This is a genomic window from Streptomyces sp. NPDC060028 (genome assembly GCF_042736725.1).
Lineage (GTDB): Bacteria > Actinomycetota > Actinomycetes > Streptomycetales > Streptomycetaceae > Streptomyces.
Window position 1 is genome coordinate 16,957 of sequence record NZ_JBHWVJ010000041.1, and the last position, 24,657, is coordinate 41,613.

The 24,657-nt window shown below is 74.4% G+C and carries 20 protein-coding genes; 18 read left to right on the forward strand and 2 right to left on the reverse strand.

The genetic code is table 11. The features are described from left to right. Positions 1–6: 6 nt before the first annotated feature. The 3 genes from ACFWBF_RS21170 to ACFWBF_RS21180 are packed head-to-tail and all read left to right on the forward strand — an operon-like array spanning position 7 to position 3,791. Complete coding sequence (locus tag ACFWBF_RS21170) at positions 7–1,512, forward strand: FAD-dependent monooxygenase (RefSeq protein WP_385603938.1); 1,506 nt, start codon at positions 7–9, stop codon at positions 1,510–1,512. A gap of 58 nt (positions 1,513–1,570) precedes the next feature. Next, positions 1,571–2,461 carry an alpha/beta hydrolase gene (locus tag ACFWBF_RS21175; protein WP_385603941.1) on the forward strand — a complete coding sequence of 297 codons (891 nt, stop codon included), beginning with the start codon at positions 1,571–1,573 and terminating at the stop codon, positions 2,459–2,461. 10 nt (positions 2,462–2,471) lie between these two features. Continuing rightward, positions 2,472–3,791, forward strand: coding sequence for an MFS transporter (locus ACFWBF_RS21180; protein ID WP_385603945.1), 1,320 nt, complete (start codon positions 2,472–2,474; stop codon positions 3,789–3,791). Positions 3,792–3,824: 33 nt separating this feature from the next. Here ACFWBF_RS21180 and ACFWBF_RS21185 read toward each other — a convergent pair whose 3' ends face one another. Further along, complete coding sequence (locus ACFWBF_RS21185; RefSeq protein ID WP_385603948.1) at positions 3,825–4,862, reverse strand: methyltransferase; 1,038 nt, start codon at positions 4,860–4,862, stop codon at positions 3,825–3,827. 259 nt (positions 4,863–5,121) lie between these two features. On the opposite strand from ACFWBF_RS21185, the gene ACFWBF_RS21190 reads away from it, so the two are divergent. From ACFWBF_RS21190 to pcaB, 15 genes are all read left to right on the forward strand, one after another. Beyond that, entirely contained in the window at positions 5,122–6,297 is a 1,176-nt protein-coding gene (locus ACFWBF_RS21190; protein ID WP_385603951.1) for an inositol-3-phosphate synthase, read from the forward strand. After that, positions 6,294–7,541 carry an SCO3242 family prenyltransferase gene (locus tag ACFWBF_RS21195; protein WP_385603954.1) on the forward strand — a complete coding sequence of 416 codons (1,248 nt, stop codon included), beginning with the start codon at positions 6,294–6,296 and terminating at the stop codon, positions 7,539–7,541. Before ACFWBF_RS21190 ends, ACFWBF_RS21195 begins: the two co-directional genes overlap by 4 nt. Next, positions 7,538–8,380 (forward strand): sugar phosphate isomerase/epimerase family protein, encoded by an 843-nt coding sequence (locus ACFWBF_RS21200; RefSeq protein WP_385603957.1) that lies wholly within the window; start codon positions 7,538–7,540, stop codon positions 8,378–8,380. Before ACFWBF_RS21195 ends, ACFWBF_RS21200 begins: the two co-directional genes overlap by 4 nt. A gap of 11 nt (positions 8,381–8,391) precedes the next feature. Further along, positions 8,392–8,988, forward strand: a complete 597-nt coding sequence (locus ACFWBF_RS21205; protein ID WP_385604064.1) for an EboA domain-containing protein — start codon at positions 8,392–8,394, stop codon at positions 8,986–8,988. Then, on the forward strand, positions 8,988–9,836 hold the full coding sequence (locus tag ACFWBF_RS21210) for a TatD family hydrolase (protein WP_385603960.1): 849 nt from the start codon (positions 8,988–8,990) through the stop codon (positions 9,834–9,836). Before ACFWBF_RS21205 ends, ACFWBF_RS21210 begins: the two co-directional genes overlap by 1 nt. A gap of 3 nt (positions 9,837–9,839) precedes the next feature. Continuing rightward, complete coding sequence (gene eboE, locus ACFWBF_RS21215; RefSeq protein WP_385603963.1) at positions 9,840–11,018, forward strand: metabolite traffic protein EboE; 1,179 nt, start codon at positions 9,840–9,842, stop codon at positions 11,016–11,018. Continuing rightward, positions 11,015–12,406: an alkaline phosphatase family protein gene (locus tag ACFWBF_RS21220; RefSeq protein ID WP_385603966.1), complete on the forward strand. Its 1,392-nt coding sequence runs from the start codon at positions 11,015–11,017 to the stop codon at positions 12,404–12,406. Before eboE ends, ACFWBF_RS21220 begins: the two co-directional genes overlap by 4 nt. Positions 12,407–12,461: 55 nt before the next feature. Beyond that, positions 12,462–13,982 (forward strand): FAD-dependent monooxygenase, encoded by a 1,521-nt coding sequence (locus ACFWBF_RS21225; RefSeq protein ID WP_385603969.1) that lies wholly within the window; start codon positions 12,462–12,464, stop codon positions 13,980–13,982. A gap of 155 nt (positions 13,983–14,137) precedes the next feature. Continuing rightward, positions 14,138–14,974: an NAD(P)H-binding protein gene (locus tag ACFWBF_RS21230; protein WP_385603972.1), complete on the forward strand. Its 837-nt coding sequence runs from the start codon at positions 14,138–14,140 to the stop codon at positions 14,972–14,974. A gap of 84 nt (positions 14,975–15,058) precedes the next feature. Beyond that, on the forward strand, positions 15,059–15,979 hold the full coding sequence (locus ACFWBF_RS21235; protein WP_385603974.1) for an alpha/beta fold hydrolase: 921 nt from the start codon (positions 15,059–15,061) through the stop codon (positions 15,977–15,979). A gap of 39 nt (positions 15,980–16,018) precedes the next feature. Then, entirely contained in the window at positions 16,019–17,536 is a 1,518-nt protein-coding gene (locus ACFWBF_RS21240) for an FAD-dependent monooxygenase (RefSeq protein WP_385603977.1), read from the forward strand. A 186-nt stretch (positions 17,537–17,722) separates the two neighbouring features. After that, the gene (locus ACFWBF_RS21245; RefSeq protein WP_385603980.1) at positions 17,723–18,355 is read left to right on the forward strand and encodes a hemerythrin domain-containing protein; all 633 of its coding nucleotides are present in this window, start codon (positions 17,723–17,725) and stop codon (positions 18,353–18,355) included. 189 nt (positions 18,356–18,544) lie between these two features. Continuing rightward, entirely contained in the window at positions 18,545–20,464 is a 1,920-nt protein-coding gene (locus ACFWBF_RS21250) for an FAD-dependent monooxygenase (protein WP_385603983.1), read from the forward strand. Positions 20,465–20,698: 234 nt separating this feature from the next. After that, positions 20,699–22,657 carry an FAD/NAD(P)-binding protein gene (locus tag ACFWBF_RS21255; protein ID WP_385603985.1) on the forward strand — a complete coding sequence of 653 codons (1,959 nt, stop codon included), beginning with the start codon at positions 20,699–20,701 and terminating at the stop codon, positions 22,655–22,657. Beyond that, entirely contained in the window at positions 22,654–24,105 is a 1,452-nt protein-coding gene (gene pcaB / locus ACFWBF_RS21260) for a 3-carboxy-cis,cis-muconate cycloisomerase (RefSeq protein WP_385603987.1), read from the forward strand. The genes ACFWBF_RS21255 and pcaB overlap by 4 nt, the downstream gene beginning before the upstream one ends. A 23-nt stretch (positions 24,106–24,128) precedes the next feature. On the opposite strand, the gene ACFWBF_RS21265 is transcribed toward pcaB, so the two are convergent. Beyond that, on the reverse strand, positions 24,129–24,587 hold the full coding sequence (locus tag ACFWBF_RS21265; RefSeq protein WP_377779134.1) for a carboxymuconolactone decarboxylase family protein: 459 nt from the start codon (positions 24,585–24,587) through the stop codon (positions 24,129–24,131). Positions 24,588–24,657 lie beyond the last annotated feature (70 nt).

Below are 24,657 nucleotides of genomic sequence, written 5' to 3' on the forward strand. Positions count from 1 at the left end.
ACCCCCATGGAAGGGACAGCCGTGGACGCGGACGTCATCATCGTCGGCGCCGGCCCCACCGGGCTGATGCTCGCCGGCGAGCTGCGCCTGGGCGGGGCGAGCGTCATCGTCACCGAGCGCCTCACCCAGCCCACCGGCCAGTCCCGTGGCCTCGGCTTCACCGCACGCGCCATGGAGGTGTTCGACCAGCGCGGGCTGCTGCCGCGGTTCGGGCAGGGCGAGACGCTGGAGACCAGCCCGCTGGGGCACTTCGGCGGCGTGCAGTTCGACTACACGGTGCTGCCCGGGGCCCACTTCGGGGCCCGCGGCATCCCGCAGAACATCACCGAGGGCGTGCTGGAGGACTGGGCCGGCGAACTCGGCGCGGACATCCGGCGCGGCTGGGACTTCCTGGACCTGTCCGAGGGCTTCCTGGACGGCGACGGCGTCGAGATCACCGTGTCCACCCCGGACGGCGTGCAGCAGCTGCGCGCCTCCTACCTGGTGGGCTGTGACGGCGGACAGAGCAGCGTCCGCAAGGCGGCCGGGATAGGTTTCCCCGGCAGCGCGGCCACCCGCGCGATGTTCCTCGCCGACGTCACGGGCTGCTCGCTGCGCCCGCGGTTCCTCGGCGAACGCCAGCCCAACGGCATGGTCATGGCCGCGCCGCTGGCCCCCGGAGTGGACCGCATCATCGTCTGCCCCGACGGGACCCCGGCGCGCGGGCGCGACGCCCAGCCGGTGACCTTCGCCGAGGTCGCCGACGCCTGGGAGCACATCACAGGCGAGGACATCCGGGCCGGCGGCGCCGAATGGGTCAGCTACTTCACCGACGCCGCCCGCCTGGCCACCGATTACCGGCGCGGCCGGGTCCTGCTCGTCGGCGACGCGGCGCACATCCACCTCCCGGCCGGCGGCCAGGGGCTGAGCACCGGTGTGCAGGACGCCGCCAACCTGGGCTGGAAGCTGGCCGCGGTCGTGGCCGGCAGCGCCCCCGAGGACCTGCTCGACACGTATCACGCGGAGCGGCACCCGGTCGGCGAGCGGCTGCTGATGAACACCAGCGCCCAGGGCACGGTGTTCCTCGGCGGCGCCGAATCGGACCCGTTGCGCGCGCTGTTCGCCGAGCTCATCGGCTACGACGACGTCAAGCGCCACCTGGCGGGCATCGTCAGCGGCCTCGACATCGCCTACGACCTCGGCGAGGGCGGCCACCCGCTGGCCGGCCACCGTATGCCGCAGCGCTCGCTCGTCACCGCCGACGGCGAGGAGACCAGCACCACCCGCCTGCTGCACCAGGGTCGCGCCGTGCTCCTCGACCTCGCCGACAGCCCCGCCCTGCGCGCGGCCGCGGCGGGCCGCTCCCACCAGCTGAACATCACCACCGCCACGGCCAAGCCCGTGGACGGCGACGACCCGCTGAACGGCACGGCGGCGCTGCTCATCCGTCCCGACGGGCACGTTGCCTGGGGCGGGGACAGCGCCGAGGAACTCGACCACGCTCTGAGCCGCTGGTTCGGCGCAGCGCATTGACCACGCCGCCGGGCCCGCACCGCGGGCCCGGCGGCCGGCCGCACCACGGGGGTAACCGATGGACAGCACAGCGACGGTCCCGGCAACACTCGCGGGGCTCTCCCCCGGCGTGCGCCGGATCACCCTGGACGCGGCGGGCGTCACCCTGTCCGCGCTGCTCAGCGTGCCCGAGCACACCGAGCCGAGGGCCACGGTGATCGCCGTGCACGGCGGCGGGATGAACGCCGGCTACTTCGACGGACAGGCCCACCCGGAGACGTCCCTGCTCGCCCTCGGCGCGAGCCTGGGCTACACCGTCCTCGCGGTCGACCGCCCCGGGTACGGGGAGTCCACCGCGCTCTTCCCCGACGGGCTCGCGCTCGCCGGACAGGCGGTCCTGCTGCGCGCGGCCCTCGCCGACTTCACCTCCCGCTACGCCTCCGGGGCGGGCCTGTTCCTCCTCGCCCACTCCTACGGCGGCAAGCTGGTCATGTCCACCGCCGCCGGGCTGACCGGGGACGACGGGCTGCTGGGCCTGGACATCTCCGGCTGCGGCCACCGCTTCGCCCCGGGCGACCCGGTGGAGGGACTCAAGGACAACCGGCGCCAGTGGGGGCCGCTGCGCCTCTACCCGCCGCGGACCTTCCGCCACAGCTCGGCCGTCGTGGCGCCGATGCCCTCGCGCGAGCAGGGCGAACTGGGGCACTGGACAGAGTTGTTCGCCTCGCTCGCGCCGCGCATCCGGGTGCCCATCCGGCTGACCTTCGCCGAGCACGAGGCGTGGTGGCACCACGGCGAGCACGACCTCGCCGACCTGGCGAGCCGGCTGACGGCCGCGCCCCGGGTGCAGATCGACCGGCAGCCCGACGCCGGGCACAACATCAGCCTCGGCTGGGCCGCCCGCTCGTACCATCTGCGGGCCCTGGCCTTCCTGGAGGACTGCGTGACCCGGACCGGGCGCGGAGCGTGACCGCCCGCTCATGAGCCACAGCCGCATCGCGTACGCGTTCCGTTCGCTGTCCGTCCGCAACTTCCGGCTGTTCGCCGGCGGCCAGGTGGTCTCCGCCGCCGGCACCTGGATGATGGTGGTGGCCCAGGACTGGCTGGTCCTGGGCCTGACCGATGGCTCGGGCACCGCCCTGGGCGTGGTCACCGCACTGCAGTTCGCCCCGCTGCTGTTCACGCTGTACGGGGGCCGGCTCGCCGACCGCCACGACAAGCGGATGCTGCTGACCGCCGCCAATCTGGTCTCCGGGGCGCTGGCCCTGGTGCTCGCCGTGCTCGCGCTCGCGGGCTCCGTACAGCTGTGGCACATCTGGCTGTGCGCCCTCGGCCTCGGGGTGGTCAACGCCGTCGAGATCCCGACCCGGATGGCCTTCGTCAGCGAGCTGGTCGGCCCCGAACTGCTGCCCAACGCGTCCGCTCTCAGCGGGGCGTACTTCAACATCGCCCGGGTGGCCGGGCCTGCCCTGGCCGGCCTGCTCATCACCCTCCTCGGCACCGGCTGGGTGATGGTGGTCAACGCGGCCAGCTATCTGGCGACCGTGGCCGGGCTGCGGATGATGCGGCCCGGCGAACTGCTGCGCGGGGCGCGGGCGGCCGGGCCGGTGAAGGTCTCGGACGGGCTGCGCTACGTACGCGACCGCCCCGACCTGTCGATGCCGGTGCTGCTGGTCGGCGCGATCGGGCTGTTCTCGCTCAACTTCCAGCTGCTGCTGCCGCTGCTGGCCAAGACCGTCTTCGACGCCGGCGTGAACTCCTTCGGGCTCATGACCACGGCGTACGCGGGCGGCGCGCTGCTGTCCGCGCTGGTGACCACCTCCCGGCGCGGTCGTCCCGCCGCCCGTACGGTCATCCTGGCGGCGCTGGGGCTGGGTGTGGCGGAGATCGCCGCCGGCCTGGCGCCGAACTTCGGCTCGGCGCTGGTGCTGCTGTTCGTGACGGGCTTCGCCGCGCTGTACTTCGCGCAGGCGGCCAACCACCGGATCCAGCTGGGCAGCGACCCCGCGTACCGGGGCCGGGTGATGGCGCTGTACACGCTGATCCTCCAGGGCAGTACCCCGCTCGGCAGCCTGCTGGTCGGCGCGCTCGCCGAGCACGCGGGGGCCCGCTCGGGCCTGTTCCTCGGCGGGTTCGCCTCGGTGACGGCGGCCCTGGTGGCCGCGGCGGCCGCCGCGCGCAGCGTCCGCGACCGGTCCGACGGGCTCGCGGGGGCGACGGGTGCCACCGGGCCGACGGGGTCCACCGGGCCGACGGGGCCGGGCGGCGGGTGGGCGCACGAGAGTGCGCGGCGGCCCTGAGGGCCGCCGCGCGGTGGTGCCAAAACCGGCCGGTCACACCGGGCGGGCCTCGATGATGGAGATGGCCGCTGCGGTCTGGTGGACGCCGGTGAGCTCGAATCCGGCGCTGGCCAGCAGCTCCCCGTACTGCTCCTCGGTGCGCTCCTTGCCGCCGACCAGCAGCATCAGCCACAGGTCGATCAGCTTGGCGGAGTGCGCCGAGTTGCCCGGGGTGGGCACCATCTCCATGAGCAGGATCCGGCCGTCGGGGCTGATGGCCTCGCGGACGTTGCGCAGGATCTCCAGGGCCTGGTGCTCCGGCCAGTCGTGGACGATGTGCTTGAGGATGTACGCGTCGCCGCCGGACGGCGGGACGTCGAACAGGCCGCGGTTCTCGACGGTGACGCGGTCGGCGACCCCGGCGCCGGCGAGGAACTCGTGGGCCCCGTTGGTCTCGATGCGCGGGTCGACCAGGATGCCGCGGCTGTTCTTCGCGCGCTCCAGGATGCCGGCCAGCAGGCCGCCCTGGCCGCCGCAGAAGTCGACGATGGTGGCGTAGCGGGAGAAGTCGTAGGCCGACACGATCGGCAGGGTCTCGGTGACGGACATGCCGCCCATGCCGTTGGTGAAGACCTCGCCGTACTCCTTGTCGAACTCCAGGTACTCGAAGGCGCCCATCCCGCGGTGCTTGGGCAGGCTGGCCTCGCCGGTGCGGACGGAGTCCACGAGGAAGGCCCAGTCCTCCCAGTGGGTGGGGTGGCCCATCAGCAGCGCGGTGTCGCGCATGGACATGTCGACGTCCGAGCGCAGCGCGCTGCCCATCGGGGTGAGGGCGAAGCGGCCGTCCTTCTGCTCGGTGAATATCGAGTAGCTGGCGAGCAGGCGCAGCAGCCGGTAGAGGGACTCGGGGTGGGCCTCGACCCGGCCGGCCAGTTCGTCGATGGTCAGCGGTCCGTCGGCCAGGGCGTCGGCGACGTTCAGTTCGGCGGCGGCGTAGATGGCCTGGGTGACCATCGAGCCCTGGGCGAGTTCGAGGAGCGCGAACGGCGCGGGCGCGAGCTTCCGGGTCAGTCGCTGAAGACCCGACCGCACCCCTTCTACGGTGCGGACGACGCGCGGGGGTGGCAATGCGGGCATGAGTTTCCTCCGGAGAGCCGGCAATCGATCCTGGATCCTGGAGGACAGAGTGGGGCCGGTCGCATGACAACGGCTCGGGCCGGTCTCGATGTCGGCTCGAGAACGCGGCGCTCTCGATGTGGGTTCGAGAGCCCGGGGTTACGTTTTTGTCCCGCAGGTCCAATTCCAGCCAGGCCTGCGGACGACAAGCGCCGACGTGCTCTGGAGGCCGGCCATGCCGCATCCCATCGACACCGACACCGACACCGCCCCCGCCATCGATCCGCCCGGCGCCGCTCCCGGTCCCACGACGGGAGTGTGGCTGATCGGGGCGCGCGGTTCCGTGGCCACCACGGTGGTCGCGGGGGGCGCCGCGCTGGCCGCGGGGCTGTGGCCGGCGGCCGGACTGGTCACCGAGAGCGCCGCGTTCGCCGGCAGCGGGGTGCCGCCGCTGGGCTCGCTGGTCTTCGGCGGACACGACGTGGCCGCCGGGACGCTGCCCAAGCGGGCCGAGGAGCTGGCCGCGGGCGGCGTGCTGCCGTACGGGCTGGTGTCGGCGGTGCACGGGGAACTGGCCGACGCGGACGCGGAGATACGCACGGGCGGGCCGCTGCCGGGTGACGGGCGCTCCGACGACGAGCTGGTGGCCGCCTTCGCGGCGGACATCGCGGACTTCTCCCGCCGCCGCGGGACGGCCCGTACGGTCGTGGTCAACGTGGCCTCCACCGAGCCGGTTCCGGTGGCGGGTGCCGGGCGGCTGCCGGCCAGCACGCTCTACGCGCGCGCGGCCGTGCGGGCGGGCTGCCCGTACGTCAACTTCACGCCCTCGGCGGGGCTGCGGCATCCTGCGGCCGAGGCGGAGGCCGCCGCGTCGGGGCTGCCGTACGCGGGACGGGACGGCAAGACGGGGCAGACGCTGCTGCGCTCGGTGCTGGCGCCGATGTTCGCGCAGCGGGAGCTGCGGGTGCTGGCCTGGTCGGGGGCGAACCTGCTGGGCGGCGGTGACGGCGCGGCCCTCGGCGGCGACCCGGCCGCGGCCGCCGCGAAGAACGCGGGCAAGAGCCGGGTGCTGCAGGACGCGCTGGGCTCGCTGCCCGAGGGCCAGACGCACATCGACGACGTGCCGGCGCTCGGCGACTGGAAGACGGCCTGGGACCACATCGCCTTCGAGGGGTTCCTCGGGACCCGGATGACCCTCCAGACGACCTGGCAGGGCTGCGACTCGGCGCTCGCCGCGCCACTGGTGCTGGACCTGGCCCGGCTGCTCGCGCGGGCGCACGAGGTGGGGCTGGCCGGGCCGCTGCCGGAGCTGGGCTTCTACTTCAAGGACCCCGACGGCGACGAGGCCGCGCTGTCGCGGCAGTACGACGAGCTGCTGGCGTTCGCCGCGCGGCTGGGCGGCGCGCGGTGAGCGGACGCGGACGCGAGGGCCTGGTGGCCTGGGCGCAGTTGCTGCGGATCTCCGCGCTGTTCACCGTCCCCGGGGACGCGCTGGCGGGCGCCGCGGCGGCCGGGGTGCGCCCCGGGCCGCGGACGGCGCTGGCCGTCGGGGCGTCGCTGTGCCTGTACTCGGCGGGGATGGCGCTCAATGACTGGGCCGACCGGGAGGAGGACGCGCTGGAGCGTCCGGGCCGGCCGATCCCCTCGGGGCGGATCCGGCCGGGCGCGGCGCTGGCCGCGGCGGGCGGGCTCACGGCCGCCGGGGTGGCGCTGGCGGCCTGCGCGGGGCGCCGGCCGGCGGCGGTCGCGGGGGTGCTGGCGGGCACCGTCTGGGCGTACGACCTGGGCCTGAAGCACACCCCGGCGGGCCCGGCGGCGATGGCCGCGGCGCGGTCGCTGGACCTGCTGCTGGGCGCGGTGGCCTCCGGCGGGGTGGCCGCGGGAGCCGGTGCGGGGGGCGGTGCGGGAGCCGGTGCGGGGCCGCGCGCGGGGGGCGGCGGGCTGCGGCCCGCGCTCGCTTCCGCGGGGATGCTGGGCGTGCACACCTACGCCGTCACCGCGGTGTCGCGGCGCGAGACCCAGGGCGGGGCGCCCGCGACGGCGCTGGCCGCGCTGGCCAACACGGCGGTGCTGGCGGTGCTCACCGGGGGCGGTTCGGCCGTCCTGTGCGCGGTGGCGCCGGCGGCCTCCCGCGCCCAACTGCCGTCCGAGTCGCGCCCGGCGGCGTCCCTGGCGGGCCGCGGCCCGTCCGCCCTCCTGTGGGCCCTCTCCCGCCCCACCCCGCCGGGCGCCCCCGCCCTGCGGGCCCTCGCCGCGGGCGGTCTGGCGGCCGGGCTCGCCGCCGGGCTGCGGGGACGGCGCGCGGCCGGTGGCCCGGCCGGAGCCGGCAACGGCGTACGGGACCTCGCCGCGGGCGGTCTGGCGGGCGGTCTGGCCGCCGGGCTGCGGGCGCTCGGCGCAGATGAGCGGCTGCGCGTGGCGGCCGGGGCCGGGATGGCCGGGATGTACGCCGCCACCGCCGGGCGGCCGTTGTGGCACGCGGCGCTCAATCCGTCGCCGCCGCTCACCCAGCGGGCCGTCGGCGGAGGGATCCGGGCCATGATCCCGCTGCAGGCGGCGCTCGCCGCGCGGGCCGGGGCGCCCGGTACCGCGCTCGTCCTCGCCGGCCTCGTCCCCGTGGCCCGGCGCCTCGCCCGGAAGGTGAGCCCCACATGAGCCTGAACCTGGGCTACGGCACCAACGGCCTGACCGACCTGCGCCTGGACGACGCCCTCGCCCTGCTGGCCGACCTCGGCTACGACGGCGTCGGCCTGACCCTCGACCACATGCACCTGGACCCGATGACCCCCGGCCTCGCCGCCCGCACCCGGCACGTGGCCCGCCGCCTCGACCGGCTCGGGCTCGACGTCACCGTGGAGACCGGCGCCCGCTACGTCCTCGACCCGCGCCGCAAACACGGCCCCTCGCTCCTGGACCCGGACCCCGACCTGCGGGCGGCCCGGGTGGCCCTGCTCGTGCGGGCCGTACGTGTCGCCGCCGACCTCGGCGCGCACGCCGTGCACTGCTTCAGCGGCATCCGGCCCGAGGAGAGCGACCCCGACACCGCCTGGAAGACGCTCGCGCACGCCCTCGGCCCCGTCCTCGACGCGGCCGAGAGCGCCGGGGTGCCGCTCGCCATCGAGCCCGAGCCGGGCCATCTGCTCGCCACCCTCGACGACTTCCACCGGCTGCGCACCGAACTCGGCAGCCCGGGCGCCCTCGGCATCACCCTCGACATCGGGCACTGCCAGTGCCTGGAGGCGAGCCCGCCCGCCGACTGCGTACGCGCGGTCGCCCCCTGGCTGCGGCACGTCCAGATCGAGGACATGCGCCGCGGCGTCCACGAGCACCTGCCCTTCGGCGAGGGCGAGATCGACTTCCCGCCCGTGCTGGCCGCCCTGGAGGAGGTCGGCTACCGGGGCCTGAGCGTCGTGGAGCTGCCCCGCCACTCCCACGCCGGCCCCGAACAGGCCGCCCGGTCCCTGCGATTCCTGCGCGATGGAGGCACCCCGTGACGATCCCCCAGATGGAGTCCAGGATCGCCGCCCCGGAGGGCCGCGCCTGGCTCGTCGCCGCCCTGGACGCCGCCCGCGAGCACCGCGGCGCCGCCGACCCGGCCGGGCTGCCCGTGTGGGAGCTGCGCTTCGCCGAGGCGGGCCGCCGCTGCGGCGGCGACGAGGCCGCCGACCTGGCCCGCGTCCAACTGCTGGAGGCCGCCCGCCCGGGCGCCGCCACCGTCGTACGGCTCTACCGGCAGGGCACCGCGGCCGAGCGGCGCGCCGTACTCCTGGCGCTGCCGCGGCTGTCCCTCGACCCCGCCGACGGGCTGCCGCTGGTCGAGGACGCGCTGCGCACCAACGACACCCGGCTGGTGGCGGCCGCGGTCGGCCCGTACGCCGCCGCGCACTTGGACGCGCACGCCTGGCGGCACGCCGTACTGAAGTGCCTGTTCACCTCGGTCCCCGTGGCCTTCGTCGCCGACCTCGCCCGCCGCGCCGCCGGCGACAGCGAACTGGCCCGCATGCTCCAGGGCCAGGCGGCCGAGCGCACGGCCGCCGGCCGGCCCGTGCCCGCGGACCTTCGTCTCGTACTCAACCTGACCCGAGAGGCAGCGTCGAACTGATGCGCATCTTCGACCCGCACATCCACATGACCTCGCGCACCACGGACGACTACGAGGCGATGTACGCGGCCGGCGTGCGCGCCGTCGTCGAGCCGGCGTTCTGGCTGGGCCAGCCGCGCACCTCGCCGGCCTCCTTCTACGACTACTTCGACGCGCTGCTGGGCTGGGAGCCGTTCCGGGCGGCCCAGTACGGCATCACGCACCACTGCACCATCGCGCTCAACCCCAAGGAGGCGAACGACCCGCGCTGCACGCCGGTCCTCGCCGAGCTGCCCCGCTACCTCGTCAAGGACAACGTCGTCGCCGTCGGCGAGATCGGCTACGACTCGATGACCCCCGAGGAGGACGCCGCCTTCGCCGCCCAGCTCCAGCTGGCCGCCGACCACGCACTGCCGGCGCTGGTGCACACCCCGCACCGGGACAAGCTGGAGGGGATGCGCCGCACCATCGACGTGGTCCGCGAGTCGGCGCTGGCCGCCGACCGGGTGGTGCTCGACCACCTGAACGAGACGACGGTCAAGGAGGCCAAGGACGCCGGCTGCTGGCTCGGTTTCTCGGTCTACCCCGACACCAAGATGGACGAGGACCGGATGGTCGCCATCCTGCGCGCCTACGGCCCGGAGAAGGTCCTGGTGAACTCGGCGGCCGACTGGGGCAAGAGCGACCCGCTCAAGACCCGCAGCGTCGCCGACGCCATGCTGGCGGCCGGCTTCGACGAGGACACCGTCGACCTGGTGCTGTGGCGCAACCCCGTCGCCTTCTACGGGCTCAGCGGACGCCTGAACCTCCAGGCCCCGCAGCCCGCGGCCCTGCACGCCGGCAACTCGATACTCCGCGGCGGGGAATGACCGATGCGTTTTCGGCACCCCGACGGATCCACCGTCCACCTTGCCTACTGCACGAACGTGCACCCCGCGGAGAGCCTGGAGGGGGTGCTGGCCCAGCTGCGCGAGAACTGCGAGCCGGTCCGGCTGCGGCTGGGCCGCGAGCGCCTCGGCATCGGCCTGTGGCTGGCCAGGGACGCGGCCCGCACCCTGACGGCCGACCCGGCGGCGCTCCGCCGGCTGCGCGAGGAGCTGGAGCGCCGCGGCCTCGAGGTCGTCACCCTCAACGGCTTCCCGTACGAGGGTTTCGGCGCCGAGCACGTCAAGTACCGGGTGTACCGGCCCGACTGGACCGAGCCCGAGAGGCTCGCGTACACCGAGGACCTCGCGGCGGTGCTCGCCGCGCTGCTGCCCGAGGACGTCTCCCACGGGTCGATCTCCACGCTCCCGCTGGCCTGGCGCACCCCGTACGAGGAGGACCCGCGGGCCGCGGACGCCGCCCGCGGGGCCCTGCTGCGGCTCGCCGCGCACCTCGACGAGCTCCACGAGCGGACCGGCCGCTCCATCCGGGTCGGCCTCGAACCCGAGCCGGGCTGCACGGTGGAGACCACCGCCGACGCCGTCGCCGCGCTGGCTTCGGCCGCCGGGGAGCGGATCGGGCTGTGCCTGGACACCTGCCACCTCGCGACCTCCTTCGAGGAGCCGAAGACCGCCCTCGACGCGCTGGCGGAGGCCGGCATCCCGGTGGTCAAGGCCCAGCTGTCGGCGGCCCTGCACGCCGAGCACCCGCACCTGCCCGAGGTGCGCGCCGCGCTCGCCGCGTACGCCGAGCCCCGCTTCCTGCACCAGACGCGCACCCTGGACCGCCACGGCCGGCTGCACGGCGCCGACGACCTCGGCGAGGCCCTGTCCGGCGGCGCGCTGCCCGACACCGGGCCCTGGCGGGCCCACTTCCACCTGCCCCTGCACGCGGACCCGGCGCCGCCGCTCGCCTCCACCCTGCCCGTGCTGCGCGAGGCGCTGACCGGACTCCTCGGCTCGGGCCCGGCCCGTACGCACCACCTGGAAGTGGAGACGTACACCTGGCAGGCCCTGCCGGCCGGACTGCGGCCCGACGGCCCGGCCACCCTCGCCGACGGCATCGCCGCCGAACTCGCCCTCGCCCGCGACCTGCTCACCGACCTGGGACTGACGGAGCTGCTATGACGGAGACCACCGAACCCACGCCCCTGCTCGTCGTGGACGTGGTCGGCCTGACCCCCCGGCTGCTGGAGCACATGCCGCGCCTGACGGAGCTGGCCGCCGCCGGTTCGCGGGCCCCGCTGGGCACCGTGCTGCCCGCGGTGACCTGCTCGGCCCAGGCCACCTTCCTGACCGGAGCGCTGCCCAGCGAGCACGGCATCGTCGGCAACGGCTGGTACTTCCGCGATGTGGGCGAGGTGCTGCTGTGGCGCCAGCACAACGCCCTGGTGGGCGGGGACAAGATCTGGGACGCGGCCCGCCGCTCCCACCCCGGCTACACCGTCGCCAACATCTGCTGGTGGTACGCGATGGGCGCCGACACCGACATCACGGTCACCCCGCGCCCGGTCTACTACTCCGACGGGCGCAAGGAACCCGACTGCTACACCCGCCCGCCGCAGCTGCACGACGAGCTCACCGAGCGCCTGGGCACCTTCCCGCTGTTCCACTACTGGGGGCCGGGCGCCGACCTCGTCTCCTCCCGGTGGATCGTCGACGCCACCCGGCACGTCCTCGCCACGCGCAGCCCCGACCTCGCCCTGTGCTACCTGCCCCACCTCGACTACGACCTCCAGCGCTTCGGCCCCGACGACCCCCGCTCCCACCGGGCCGCCGCCGACCTCGACCGGACGCTGGCCCCGCTGCTGGACGACGCCCGCCGCGCCGGGCGCACCGTCGTCGTCCTGTCCGAGTACGGCATCACCCCGGTCAGCCGGCCCGTCGACATCAACCGCGCCCTGCGCCGGGCCGGGCTGCTGGAGGTTCACGTCCAGGACGGGATGGAGTACCTCGACCCGGCGGCGTCGCGGGCCTTCGCCGTCGCCGACCACCAGATCGCCCACGTCTACGTACGCCGCCCCGAGGACGTGGACGCCACCCGCGAGGCGCTGCGGGACCTGCCCGGCCTCGGTGAACTCCTCGACGACCGCGGCAAGAAGGAACACGGACTGGACCACCCGCGCTCCGGGGAGCTCGTCGCCGTGGCGGAGCCGGACGCGTGGTTCACGTACTACTACTGGCTCGACGACGCCCGCGCGCCCGACTTCGCCCGCCAGGTGGAGATCCACCGCAAGCCCGGCTACGACCCGGCCGAGCTGTTCATGGACCCCGAGGATCCCTACGTCAAGGTGAAGGCGGCCCGGGCGCTCGCCCGCAAGAAGCTCGGAATGCGCTACCGGATGGCTGTCGTTGCGCTCGACCCCTCCCCCGTGCGCGGCAGCCACGGGCGGCTGCCCGCGCAGGAGGCCGACGCCCCCCTGCTGATCTGCTCCCGGCCGGACGGTGTGGGCGGCCCGATGGAGGCGACCGGGGTCAAACCGCTGCTGCTGCGGCTGGCGGGACTGGCCGGCTGAGGCGCCCGCAGGTGGGATTCAGCCAGGGCTCCACCAGAACTGACCACGATTCCGGATGAACCACTTCGCCGAACGCACGAGTCTGCACGAGGAGAGCGAACCCATGGGCAAGGACGTAATAGTCGTCGGCGCGGGTCCGGTCGGGCTGATGCTTGCCGGTGAGCTCCGGCTCGGCGGTGTGGACGTCGTCCTGTACGACAAACTGCCCGCGCCCAGTGGTGAGTCCCGCGGCCTGGGCTTCACCGGACGCACGGCCGAGGTGTTCGCGCAGCGCGGACTGCTCTCGCGCATCGGGGAGTTCCGCTGGGGCCAGCACGGGCACTTCGGCGGCGTGCGGATCAACTTCGACTCCCTGGAGGAGAGCCACTACGGGGTGATGGGCCTGGCCCAGTCCCGTACCGAGTCGATGCTCGGCGACTGGCTGGAGGAGATCGGCGTACCCGTCGTACGGGGACACGAGCTGGTCGGCTACCGCGAGAGCGGGGACTCGGTCGTCGTCGAGTTCGAGGGACCTGACGGCCGGGTCGAGGAGAGCGCCTCGTACCTGGTGGGCTGTGACGGCGGCAAGAGCACCCTGCGCGAGCTGGCCGGCATCGCCTTCCCCGGCGAGGAGGCCACCCGCGGCATGTACCTCGCCGACGTCGTCGGCGCGAACGTCCGCCCGCGTCCCATCGGCGAGCGCATCCCGGGCGGCGGCATGGTCCTGTCCGTCTCCACCAAGCCGGGTACCGACCGCATCGTCGTCCACGAGCCGGGCGTGCGTCCGCACCACGGCGAGGGCGAGCTGACCTACGCCGAGCTCGCCGACGCCTGGCAGCGGGTGACCGGCGAGGACATCCACGGGGCCTCGGCCAGCTGGATGACCGCGCTCACCAACGCCCAGGGCCAGGCCGAGGTGTACCGGCGCGGCCGGGTCTTCCTCGCCGGCGACGCCGCGCACGACCACGCCCCGATGGGCGCCCAAGGCGTCAGCGTGGGCCTCCAGGACGCCGTCAACCTCGGCTGGAAGCTGGCCGCGACGGTCAAGGGCTGGGCCCCCGAGGGCCTGCTGGACACCTACCAGTCCGAGCGCCACCCGGTCGGCGTCAAGCTGCTGCGCAACACCCTCGCCCAGTCGCTGCTGTACCTGAGCGGCGAGGAGATGGAGCCGCTGCGCGCCGTCATGCGCGAGCTGGTGCAGATCCCCGAGGCGGCGCGCCACCTCGCCGGCGAGGTCAGCGGGCTCGACATCCGCTACGAGGTCGGAGCGACGGGCCACCCGCTGCTGGGTCTGCGCGTGGAGCCGGGTCTGGAGCTGCGGCTCGCGGACGGCGGCGTGACGACGGTGGCCGAACTGCTGTACCCGGCCCGGGGCGTGCTCGTCACCACCGAGGGCTTTGCGCAGGAGCGCGAGCTCGCCGCCGCGTGGGCCGACCGGATCGACATCGTCACCGGCGCGTGGAGCCGTACGGAGACCGCGGGCGGCATCCCCGTGCCGGGCGCGGTGCTGATCCGCCCCGACGGGTACGCCGTCTGGGCGGCCCCGGACGGCGGCGACCTGTCGGACGCGCTCAAGGGCTGGTTCGGCCCGGCCTGAGCGACCGCACCCCCGCGCCCCACCCCCACGTGCGCGGACACCCCCCGAACACCATCCCCGTACGCGGCGGACCGGCCCGGTCGAGTGACCGGGCCGGTCCGCAGCCCGTCGAGCACGGCCAGCCGTCACCCGAGCGTCCCGGAGGGACCCACGTCATGACCATCCTCGTCACCGGAAGCCGCGGCAAGGTCGGCTCCCACCTCATCGGCCTCCTGCACGCCCGCGGCATCGCCGTCCGGGCCGGATCCGCCGACCCGTCGAAGCTTTCGCTGCCCGAGGGCGTGGAGTCCGTACCGCTCGCCCTGGACGACGCGTCCGGCTTCCGGGCCGCGCTGGCCGGCGTCGAGTCCGTCTTCCTGTACTGCGAGCCCAGCGAGATCGACGCCTTCGTCAAGGAGGCCGAAGCCGCCGGGGTCCGGCACGTGGTGATCATGTCCTCGGACGCGGTGCTGCTCCCGGACGCCGCCGACAACTGCATCGCCGCCCCGCACCTGGTCGTCGAGCAGGCGCTGGAGGCCTCCACCATCACGGCGACCGCCTTCCGCTGCGGCGCCCTCGCGGGCAACTGCCTGCCCTGGGCGTGGGCCCTGAAGGGCGCGGGCTTCGTCAGCCTGCCCTTCCCCGACAGCTACGCCGACCCGGTCAACGAGAAGGACATCGCCGAGGCCGCGCTGGCCGCCCTCACCGAAACCCGGTTCCAAGGGCGCTCCTACCACCTCACCGGACCCCAGGCGCTCACCTTCGCCGAGCAGGTCCGCACCGTCGAGGAGGCCGCCGGCCGCTCGATCCCGGTGCGCGTCGTGACGCCCGAGGAGTGGAAGGCGGGCCGCGCCGGATACATCCCCGCCGACATCGCCGACGAGCTGCTCGTCCTGTGGTCCAAGGACACCGAGCCGCTGCCGCTCACCGGCGACATCGAAGAGCTGACCGGCCACCCCGGCCGCACCTTCGCCCTGTGGGCCGAGGAGAACGCGCCCGCGTTCCGCGGCTGACGGACCGCCCCGCACGGCACGGCACCCCACGGCCCAGCACGGCACAGCACAGCACAGAGCCGAGAAAGGTACGAGATGACGACGGTGGACGAGCAAACGGGCTCGATCGAGGACCTGACCGGGCTGGAGAGCCCGACCGACGAGGAACTGGCGAGATCGCTTCCGGGCGACTTCAGAAGCATGTACGCGGACCTGGACGGCGTACGGCTGCACTACGTCGCCGGAGGCGAGGGCGAGCCGCTGGTCCTGCTGCCCGGCTGGCCCCAGACCTGGTGGGAATTCCGCAAGATCATGCCCGAGCTCGCCCGCCGCTACCGCGTCATCGCGGTCGACCTGCGCGGGATGGGCGGCTCCAGCCGCCCCGAGGGCGGCTACGACAAGAAGTCGATGGCCGCGGACATCCGCGCCCTGGTCCACCACCTCGGCTACCAGAGCGTCAACCTGGCCGGCCACGACATCGGCGCCATGGTCGCGTTCAGCTTCGCCGTCAACCACCCCGAGGCCGTCCGCAAGCTCGCCCTGCTCGACGTCATGCACCCGGGCGAGAGCAAGTACTCGATGCCGCTGCTGCGCCGCCCGGGCACCGGGGTCTCCATGTGGTGGTGGGGCTTCAACCAGGCGCAGGGCCTGCCGGAGAAGCTGATCGCCGGCCGGATGCGGCACGTCGTCGACTGGCTCTTCGAGAACTCCCTCTACGACCAGGCCTCGGTCAGCCCGCGCGACCGGGCCATCTTCGCCCGCGCCTACGACACCCCCGAGCAGATCCGGGCGACCAACGGCTGGTACCGGGCCTTCCCGCAGGACATCGAGGACATGGCGACGTACGGCAAGCTCACCGTGCCGCTGCTCGGGATCGCCTCCCCGGTGAGCCACCACGAGTTCGAGCAGGTGCTCCCCTCGCTGGCCCCCGACGTGCGGGTGGTGAAGCTGTACAAGACCCTGCACTGGCTCCCCGAGGAGCAGCCCGAGCCGGTCATCCGGCTGCTGTCGGAATTCTTCGTCTGACCGACCTTCATCCATCTGCTGCACGAGGAGAACGAAGCCATGGGCAAGGACGTAATAGTCGTCGGCGCGGGTCCGGTCGGGCTGATGCTCGCCGGCGAGATCCGGCTCGGCGGAGCGGACGTCGTCGTCTTCGAGAAGCTGCCCGCGCCGAGCGGCGAGTCACGCGGCGTCGGCTTCACCAAGCGTGCGGCCGAGGTGTTCGACCAGCGCGGGCTGCTCGCCCGGTTCGGCGAGGTCGAGTACGCGCAGGGCCACTTCGGCGGCGTGCGCATCGACTTCAGCAAGCTCGACGACAACCACTACAGCGTGCGCGGGATCCCGCAGTTCCGCACCGAGGCCCTGCTGGAGGCCTGGGTGCGCGAGATCGGGGTCACCGTCCGCCGCGAGCACGAGGTGATCGGCTTCCGGGAGAGCGCGGACGGCGTCGTCGTCGAGTACGAGGGCCCGGACGGGCGGGGCGAGGAGAGCGCCTCGTACCTGGTGGGCTGTGACGGGGCGCGCAGCATCGTGCGCAAGCTGGCCGGCATCGACTTCCCCGGGTGGGAGGCCACCCGCGGGATGTACATGGCCGACCTGGTCGGGGCGAACATCCGCCAGCGGCCGATCGGCGAGCAGGTCCCCGGCGGCATGGTCATGGCCTTCAACCTCGAGGACGGCGTGGACCGCATCGTCATCCACGACGAGAAGCTGCGCCCGCACGAGGACAAGAGCAAGCTGACCTTCGCCGAGATCGCCGACGCCTGGCAGCGGATGACCGGCGAGGACGTGCACGGCGCCGAGGCCCGGTGGGTGAGCTCCTTCACCGACACCACGCGCCAGGCCTCCGAGTACCGCAGCGGGCGGGTGTTCCTCGTCGGGGACGCCACCCACATCCACATGCCGGCCGGCGCGCAGGGCATGAGCGTGGGCGTCCAGGACGCCGCCAACCTCGGCTGGAAGCTGGCCGCGACGGTCAAGGGCTGGGCCCCCGAGGGCCTGCTGGACACCTTCCAGTCCGAGCGGCACCCGGTGGGCGAGGGGCTGATGCGCAACACCCGCGCGCAGACCCGCCTGTACCTGAGCGGCGAGGAGATGGAGCCGCTGCGCGCCGTCATGCGCGAGCTGGTGGAGATCCCGGAGGTGGCCCGGCACCTGGCGGGCCTGGTCAGCGGGATCGACGTCCGCTACGACACGGGCGCCCCGGGGCACCCGCTGGCCGGGCTGCGGCTGCCCGACCACGAGCTGGAGCGCGCGGACGGCGTCCGTACCCGGGTCGCCGAACTGCTGCACGCGGCCCGCGGCGTCCTGGTGCTCACCGGCGGCGAGGGCGACGCGGAGCTGAAGGAGCTGGCCGGAGCCTGGTCGGACCGGGTCGACGTGGTCGAGGGGTGCTGGGACCCGGAGCTGACGCCCGGCGGGCTGCGGCTGCCCGAGGCGGTGCTGCTGCGGCCCGACGGCCACGTGGCGTGGGCCGCGCCGGACGGCGGCAGCCTTCGAGCGGCGCTGGAGGCCTGGTTCGGGACCGCTCGAGAGACGGTGGAGAGCGCCGCCGGGGCGCAGCGGGGCGCCGTACTGTGAAGCGCACGGGCCCGCCGGGTGGCGAGGGCCGCCGGGGGTCAGGCGTGGGTACGGCGTGACGGGGAGCTGAGCGCGCGGACACGTCCTTCCCCCCAGAGTGCCCGGCACTTGCCCTGAGCGGCGCCGCCCGGTGAGTCGGGAGTGCCCGCCGTGAGGCGGCGCACGGGGACCTCGGAAGGAAGAGCCATGAGCGCCACTTTCAAGCACGACATGACCATGATGTTCGTCATCCACGACGCGCTGCGGCGGGAGCTGGAGCACCTGGCCAAGGTGGCCGCCCGCACCAGCGACGACCCCGTCACCATCCTGCGCACCGCCGCGGGTTGGGAGATGTTCAAGTCCTACCTGCACGTCCACCACGGAGCCGAGGACGAGGCGCTGTGGCCGGGCATCCGGGAGGCGCTCGCCGGCCGCCCCGACGACCTCGCGGTCGTCGAGGCGCTGGAGGCCGAGCACCTGACCATCGATCCGATGCTGGACGCGATCGACGCCGCGCTGGCCGACCCGGCGGGGCACGAGCGCCTCGGTGACCTGGTCGACGCCCTCGTCACGGGCCTCGGCGGGCACTTCAAGCACGAGGAGGACGAGGGGCTGCCGGTCATCGACGACGTCGCGACCCCGCCGCTGCTCATGGGCTTCGGCCAGGCCCACGCGCAGCGCATCGGCCCCGACAACCCGCGGTACCTGCCGTGGCTGCTCGACGGTGCCTCCGAGTCGGACAGCGCGACCGTGCTGCGGGTGCTCCCGGAGCCGGCCCGCGCAGCGTACGAGAACGCGTGGGTCCCCGCCTACGCGAAGATCAACCGCTGGAGCATCTGACCCGGCACCGGGCGCCATCCGAAGGGCGGCCAGATCACCGAGCTCACAGCGGTGGCCTGGCCGCCCGTCGGTCTGTCCGGGGCATGTCCCAGGCCGCCTCCTGCGACGCCGCCCCGTGCACTTCCCCCCGCGAGTTCCAGTCCAGCACGCATCCCCGGGTACCCCGAGTACCCGAGTGAGGAGATCCGGATGAGCGACGAGACCCTGCGCGTGGCGGTCGTCGGCGCGGGCATCGGCGGCCTGGCCGCGGCGATGGCGCTGCGCCGGGCCGGCCTGGAGGTCGACGTGTACGAGCAGGCCCCGGAGCTGTCGGAGGTCGGGGCCGGGCTGCACCTGGCGCCCAACGGGGCCCGGCTGCTGCACCGGTTCGGGCTCGAGGAGCGGCTGCGGGAGGTCGCGGTGCGCCCCGAGGCCCTGGAGATCCGGCTCTGGGACAGTGGCCTTGCGGTGAACCGGCAGCCGATGGGGGCCGCCTGGGAGGCCGAGTACGGCAGCCCGCACTACACGGTCCACCGCGCGGACCTCCACCGCATCCTCGCCGACCAGGTCCCCGCCGAGACGGTGCACCTGGGCCGGCGCCTCGTCGGCTTCGAGGAGGACGAGGACGGGGTGCGCCTCGACTTCGAGGACGGCACCCGCGGGCGGGCCGATCTGCTGGTCGCCGCCGACGGAGTGCACTCCGTGGTGCGCCGCCGGCTCGCCGCCGCGTCCGACGCCCCGGTGTGGTCGGGCACCGCCGCGATCCGCGGGGTGGTGCCCGTGGAACTGCTGCCCTCGCTGGGCGGGCGGGCCGCCGAGACCATGTACGTGTGGACCGGCGCGCGGGAGCGGCTGCTCGCCGCCCCGGTCCGCTCCGGGCGCGAGCTGTCCTTCGTCGCCGTGGTGGCGGACACCGCCGACCGCGGGGACTCCTGGACCCGGCGGGGCGACGGGCGCGAGCTGGCGGCGGCCTTCGCCGGCTGGGAGCCCGCCGTACGCGAACTGGCCGGGGCCGTGGCCGAGGCCGGGCACTGGTCCCTGTACGACCGCGAGCCGCTGGCCCGTTGGAGCACCGCGCGCACCACCCTGCTCGGGGACGCGGCCCATCCGATGCTCCCCCACCACGGCCAGGGCGCCAGCCAGGCCATCGAGGACGCGGTGGCGCTGGCCGGTTTCCTGCGGCGCGAGCCGGCCGGTCCGGGCCGGGTCGCCGCCGCCCTGCGCCGGTACGAGGAGCTGCGGCTGCCCTACACCGCAGAGGTGGCCGAGGGCGCCCGGGCGGGCGGCGCGCAGCGGATCGGCAAGGGCGGCCCCGCGCCGGCCGGCGGCGGACAGGCTCCGCAGCCCGGGCAGCCCGGGCAGGCGCCCGCGGCGTCGATGCACGCGGTGGTGGAAGCGGTGGACCGGATCCAGCGCCACGACGTCGTGGCGGCGGTGACCGAGGCGGCGTCGGCCGGCCTCAACCCCGGCGCCCGCATGTACCAGGAGTTCCTCTCGGCCCACGACATACTGCGCCGGGGCACGGAGCTGGTCGCCGGCTCCTTCCAGTGCCTGACCGACGGCGCGGCCGTCGACATCCCCACCCTGGTGTGGACGGCCGGCTGGCTGGTGGAGCTGACCCACCACCACCACATCAGCGAGGACGACCTGTTCTGGCCGGTGCTGCGCGAGCTCTACCCGCAGGAGGGCGCGCACTTCGACACCCTCAAGGACGAGCACGCGGAACTCAACGCGGAACTGGACGCGCTGCAGGCGGCCGTGGACGAACTCGCCGCGCTGGGCCCGCTCGCCACGCTCGCCTCCGCCGGCCGGCCGGCCCGCGAGGGCGCGGCGGCCGCGCGCCGCGTGCAGAAGGTGCTCGCCGCCCACCTCGACACCGAGGAGCCGGTCGTACGGGACCTGTTCCCGGGGGTCGGCGGCAGCGAGATCGACCGGCTGCGCAAGGCCATCCTCGCGGGCGGCCCCCAGGGCGGCGGGCACATGGTCTTCGGCCTGCTGGAGGACCCGGTCCTCGCACGCGGCTACGACCTGCTCGTGGAGAACTTCCCGCCGGCCGTCCACCAGGCCAGGCCCCAGCTCATCGAGCAGTACCGGCAGGTGGTGCGGGACCTGGGCCTGGGTCCCCGCTGACCACCGCCTGCCCCGAGCCCCCCAGGCCGCCGACCTGGGGGGCTCCGTTCGGTGGGCGGTCTTCTCCGTCCCGCCTCCTGAGCCGCTCTTGAGCGCCTCCTGAGCGCCTCTAGCAGCGTGATCCAGCCTGGGTTTCGGAACGGAACGGCTCTGACCGGGCCGTCATGGGGCGCTGCCCCGAGCTCCGACCGACGTGGATGGCACACCGGATACACGGACCAGTGGAGAGTGACCATGACCAGCCGGCAGCTCGACGTCTGCCTCATCGGCGCCGGACCCCGCGGGCTCTCCGTTCTCGAACGGATCTGCGCGCAGGCCGCCGAAGGGGGTGAGGAACCCATCACCGTCCACGTGGTCGACCGCTGCCCACCGGGCCCGGGGCAGGTGTGGCGCACGGACCAGTCGCAGCACCTGCTGATGAACACGGTGGCCAGCCAGGTCACCCTGTTCACCGACGAGAGCGTGACGCTGAAGGGACCGCTGTCCCCCGGCCCCAGCCTCTACGAATGGGCGCGGTTCCTGACGCTCATGGGTCCGGTCGACGACTGGAACCACCCCGAGTCGGTGATGGCCGAGGCCCGCGCCCTGGGCCCCGACTCGTACCCGACCCGCGCCTTCTACGGCCACTACCTGGAATGGGTGTTCAGACGGGTCGTCAAGACCGCCCCCGACCGGGTCCGCACCGTCGTCCACGGCTCCGGCGCGGTGGCCCTGGACGACGACCCGCGCACGGGCACGCAGAGCGTACGGCTCGCCGACGGCACCCGCCTCGACGGGCTGCACGCCGTCGTGCTCGCCCAGGGGCACGTGCCCGTACGGGAGTCCAGGAGCCAGCGCGAGCGCGCCGGCTTCGCCCGCCGCAACGGCCTGCACTACGTCACCCCCGTGAACCCGGCGGAGGCGGACCTCTCGGCGGTCCGCCCCGGGGAGACGGTGGCGCTGCTGGGCCTGGGCCTCAACTTCTTCGACTACATGGCGCTGTTCACCCACGGCCGCGGCGGCCGCTTCGAGCGGCAGGGCGAGCGCCTGGTCTACCTGCCCTCGGGGCGGGAGCCGAAGCTCGTCGCCGGGTCCCGACGGGGCCTGCCCTTCCACTCGCGCGGCGAGAACCAGAAGGGCGCGCACGGCCGCCACATGCCGCTCGTCCTGACCCCGGAGACGGTCCGCGCCCTGCGGAGCAGGTCGCGGCGGGAGGGCGGGCTGGACTTCCGCCGGGACCTGTGGCCGCTGATCGCCCGCGAGACCGAGACGGTCTACTACACCGCGCTGCTGGCCGCCGAGGGACGGCACACCGAGGCCGGGGCGCTGCGCACGGCCTATCTGGGAGCCTCCCCGGGCAGCTCGCGCGAGGAGGAGATCCTCGACCGGTTCGGTATCGCCGCCGACCGCCGGTGGGACTGGGCCCGCATCGCCAAGCCGTACGAGGGGCAGGCGTTCACCAAGCCCGGGGACTTCCGCGCCTGGCTCCTGGACCACCTGCGCGAGGACCTGGCCGCGGCCCGCGAGGGCAATGTGGACGGGCCGCTGAAGGCTGCCCTGGACGTGCTGCGGGACCTGCGCAACGAGGTCCGCCAGATCATCGACCACGGCGGTCTGAGCGGCGGCTCGTACGGGCGGGACCTGGACGGCTGGTACACCCCGCTCAATGCCTTCCTCTCCATCGGGCCGCCCGCGAGCCGGATCGAGGAGGCCATCGCGCTGATCGAGGCGGGTGTCCTGGAGGTGCTCGGTCCGGAGACCCGGCTGCGGCGCCTCAACGACGCCGAGGGTGCCTTCACGGTGGAGTCCGCCCTCGTGCCCGGCTCCCTGGTCCGGGCGGACACGCTCATCGAGGCGCGCCTGCCGGAGATCGACCTGCGCGCCACCGCCGATCCGCTGCTGCTCCACCTGCTCGGCACCGGCCAGTGCCGCACGTACCGGATCCCCGGGCCCGGCGGCGAGGTGCACGAGACGGGCGGCCTGGACGTGACCCGTGCGCCGTTCCGCGTGGTGGACGCGGCGGGCCGGCCGCATCCGGCGCGCTACGCGTACGGGGTGCCGACCGAGTGGGTGCACTGGGTCACCGCGGCGGGCATCCGCCCCGGCGTGGACTCCGTGACCCTCCAGGACTCGGACGCCATAGCCGACGCCGTCCTGGGCCTGCTCCAGGACAGCGAGAGCGTCCTCGCCCCGGTCGGGGAGCTGGCCAGGTGACACTTCCGTCCGGCGCCGACTCCGGTCTGCTGAGCCCCGTACGCGCGGGAACGGCGGCGGAGGCGGCGACTTCCGACGAGGCGTGGCTGCAGGCGATGCTCGACGCCGAGGCCGCCCTGGTGCGGTCCCAGGCCGATCTGGGGACCGTGCCCAAGGAGGCGGCCCGCGTCATATCCGAACTGGCCGTACGGGAGCACCTGGACCTGGTCGCCGTCGCGCGCGGCAGCCGGGAGACCGCCAACCCGGTGGTGGGGCTGGTGCGGGAGTTCACGGCCGTGGTGGCCGCGCACTCCCCCGAGGCGGCCGAGTTCGTGCACCGCGGCTCCACCAGCCAGGACATCTTCGACACCGCGCTGATGCTGGTGTCCGCCCGGGTCGTGGACCTGATCACGGCCGATCTGGACGCGGTGGCGGGCGCCCTGCGCACGCTGGCCGCCGGGCACCGCGACACGGCGCTGGCCGGTCGCACGCTGGGCCTGCACGCGGTGCCGACCACCTTCGGCCTGAAGGCCGCCGGGTGGCTGGTGGCGGTGCAGGAAGCGGCGGCGCGGCTGCGCCGGCTGCGGGCGGAGGGGCTCCTCGTCCAACTGGGCGGCGCGGCCGGGACGCTGGCCGGCTACGTCGAGTACGCCCGCGGCGGCCCGCATGCGGTGGCGGACCCGCAGGGGTACGCGCCGCGCCTGGTCGAGCGGTACGCCGCCGAGTGCGGGCTGCGCGCGCCGCGGCTGCCGTGGCACACGGCCCGTACCCCGATCGCGGCGCTGGGCGCCGAACTGGCCCTGGCCACCGGCGTCCTGGGCAAGATCGCGGTGGACGTCCAGTCGATGGCGCGCACCGAGGTCGGCGAGGTGGCCGAGCCGGCGGTGGCGGGCCGTGGGATCTCCTCGGCCATGCCGCACAAGCGCAATCCCGTACTGGCCACGCTGATCCGCTCGGCGGCCCTGCAGGTGCCCGCGTACGCGAGTGTGCTCGCGCAGGCCATGCTCTCGGAGGACGAGCGGTCCGCGGGTGCCTGGCACGCGGAGTGGCAGCCGCTGCGGGAGTGTCTGAGGCTGGCCGGCGGCGCTGCCGCGACGGCCCGGGAACTGGCCCTCGGGCTGCGGGTCCACCCGGAGCGGATGCGGGCGAACCTGGAGCTGACCGGGGGGCAGATCGTCAGCGAGCGACTGGCGGCGGTCCTGGCGCCGTTGCTGGGGAAGGCCGAGGCCAAGGAGCTGATGAGCGAGGCGTCGGCGGAGGCCGCGGCCTCGGGGCGCCCGCTCGCGGAGGTCCTGGCGGCCTCCGGGGTGCTCGGGCGCCACTACGGGGCCGAGGCCCTGGCGGCCCTGCTGGATCCGGCCGGCTACACGGGCGCGGCCGCGGTGCTGACGGACGCGGTGCTGTCGGACGAGGTGCTGACGGACCCGGTGCTGACGGACGCTGCGGCGAAGAGCGCCGTGGGCGGGTGAGCCGCCGCCGGGCGCGGCCGGGCTCAGCCCCAGGCGGCGCCGGCGACCTGGCGGGTGGCGACGTTGATGCGGTTCCAGACGTTGACGGTGGAGATGGAGAGGATGAGCGCCGCAAGCTGCTGCTCGTCGTAGTGCTTGGCGGCTTCCTCGTAGACCTCGTCCGGGACCGCGTTGCTGGTGTCCGCGACGCGGGTGACGGCCTCGGCGAGGGCGAGGGCGGCGCGCTCCGCGTCGTCGAAGTACGGGGTGTCGCGCCAGCCGGCGATCGCGTGGATGCGCTCGTCGGTCTCCCCGAGCTTCTTCGCGATCTTCGGGTGCATGTCGAGGCAGACCCCGCACGCGTTGATCTGGCTGGCCCGGATGTGGGCGAGCTCCAGGGTGCGCTCGCTGATGCCGGTGGCGGTGACGGCCTTGCCCATGGCCTGCAGGGCCTGCATCGCGCCGGGGACCACGATGGCGGGGTTGCCCATACGTGCGTTCATCAGGGACTCCTTGGGGGGCGGGGGCTCGGGTGCCCCGTTTCGTGCCGGTACCGCCATGACGGATCCGGCT

Coding starts and splice junctions, on each gene's coding strand:
- ACFWBF_RS21170 (WP_385603938.1), top strand. CDS start 7: ATGGAAGGGACAGCCGTGGACGCGGACGTCATCATCGTCGGCGCCGGC.
- ACFWBF_RS21175 (WP_385603941.1), top strand. CDS start 1,571: ATGGACAGCACAGCGACGGTCCCGGCAACACTCGCGGGGCTCTCCCCC.
- ACFWBF_RS21180 (WP_385603945.1), top strand. CDS start 2,472: ATGAGCCACAGCCGCATCGCGTACGCGTTCCGTTCGCTGTCCGTCCGC.
- ACFWBF_RS21190 (WP_385603951.1), top strand. CDS start 5,122: ATGCCGCATCCCATCGACACCGACACCGACACCGCCCCCGCCATCGAT.
- ACFWBF_RS21200 (WP_385603957.1), top strand. CDS start 7,538: ATGAGCCTGAACCTGGGCTACGGCACCAACGGCCTGACCGACCTGCGC.
- ACFWBF_RS21205 (WP_385604064.1), top strand. CDS start 8,392: ATGGAGTCCAGGATCGCCGCCCCGGAGGGCCGCGCCTGGCTCGTCGCC.
- ACFWBF_RS21210 (WP_385603960.1), top strand. CDS start 8,988: ATGCGCATCTTCGACCCGCACATCCACATGACCTCGCGCACCACGGAC.
- eboE (WP_385603963.1), top strand. CDS start 9,840: ATGCGTTTTCGGCACCCCGACGGATCCACCGTCCACCTTGCCTACTGC.
- ACFWBF_RS21220 (WP_385603966.1), top strand. CDS start 11,015: ATGACGGAGACCACCGAACCCACGCCCCTGCTCGTCGTGGACGTGGTC.
- ACFWBF_RS21225 (WP_385603969.1), top strand. CDS start 12,462: ATGAACCACTTCGCCGAACGCACGAGTCTGCACGAGGAGAGCGAACCC.
- ACFWBF_RS21230 (WP_385603972.1), top strand. CDS start 14,138: ATGACCATCCTCGTCACCGGAAGCCGCGGCAAGGTCGGCTCCCACCTC.
- ACFWBF_RS21240 (WP_385603977.1), top strand. CDS start 16,019: ATGGGCAAGGACGTAATAGTCGTCGGCGCGGGTCCGGTCGGGCTGATG.
- ACFWBF_RS21245 (WP_385603980.1), top strand. CDS start 17,723: ATGAGCGCCACTTTCAAGCACGACATGACCATGATGTTCGTCATCCAC.
- ACFWBF_RS21250 (WP_385603983.1), top strand. CDS start 18,545: ATGAGCGACGAGACCCTGCGCGTGGCGGTCGTCGGCGCGGGCATCGGC.
- ACFWBF_RS21255 (WP_385603985.1), top strand. CDS start 20,699: ATGACCAGCCGGCAGCTCGACGTCTGCCTCATCGGCGCCGGACCCCGC.
- ACFWBF_RS21265 (WP_377779134.1), bottom strand. CDS start 24,587: ATGAACGCACGTATGGGCAACCCCGCCATCGTGGTCCCCGGCGCGATG.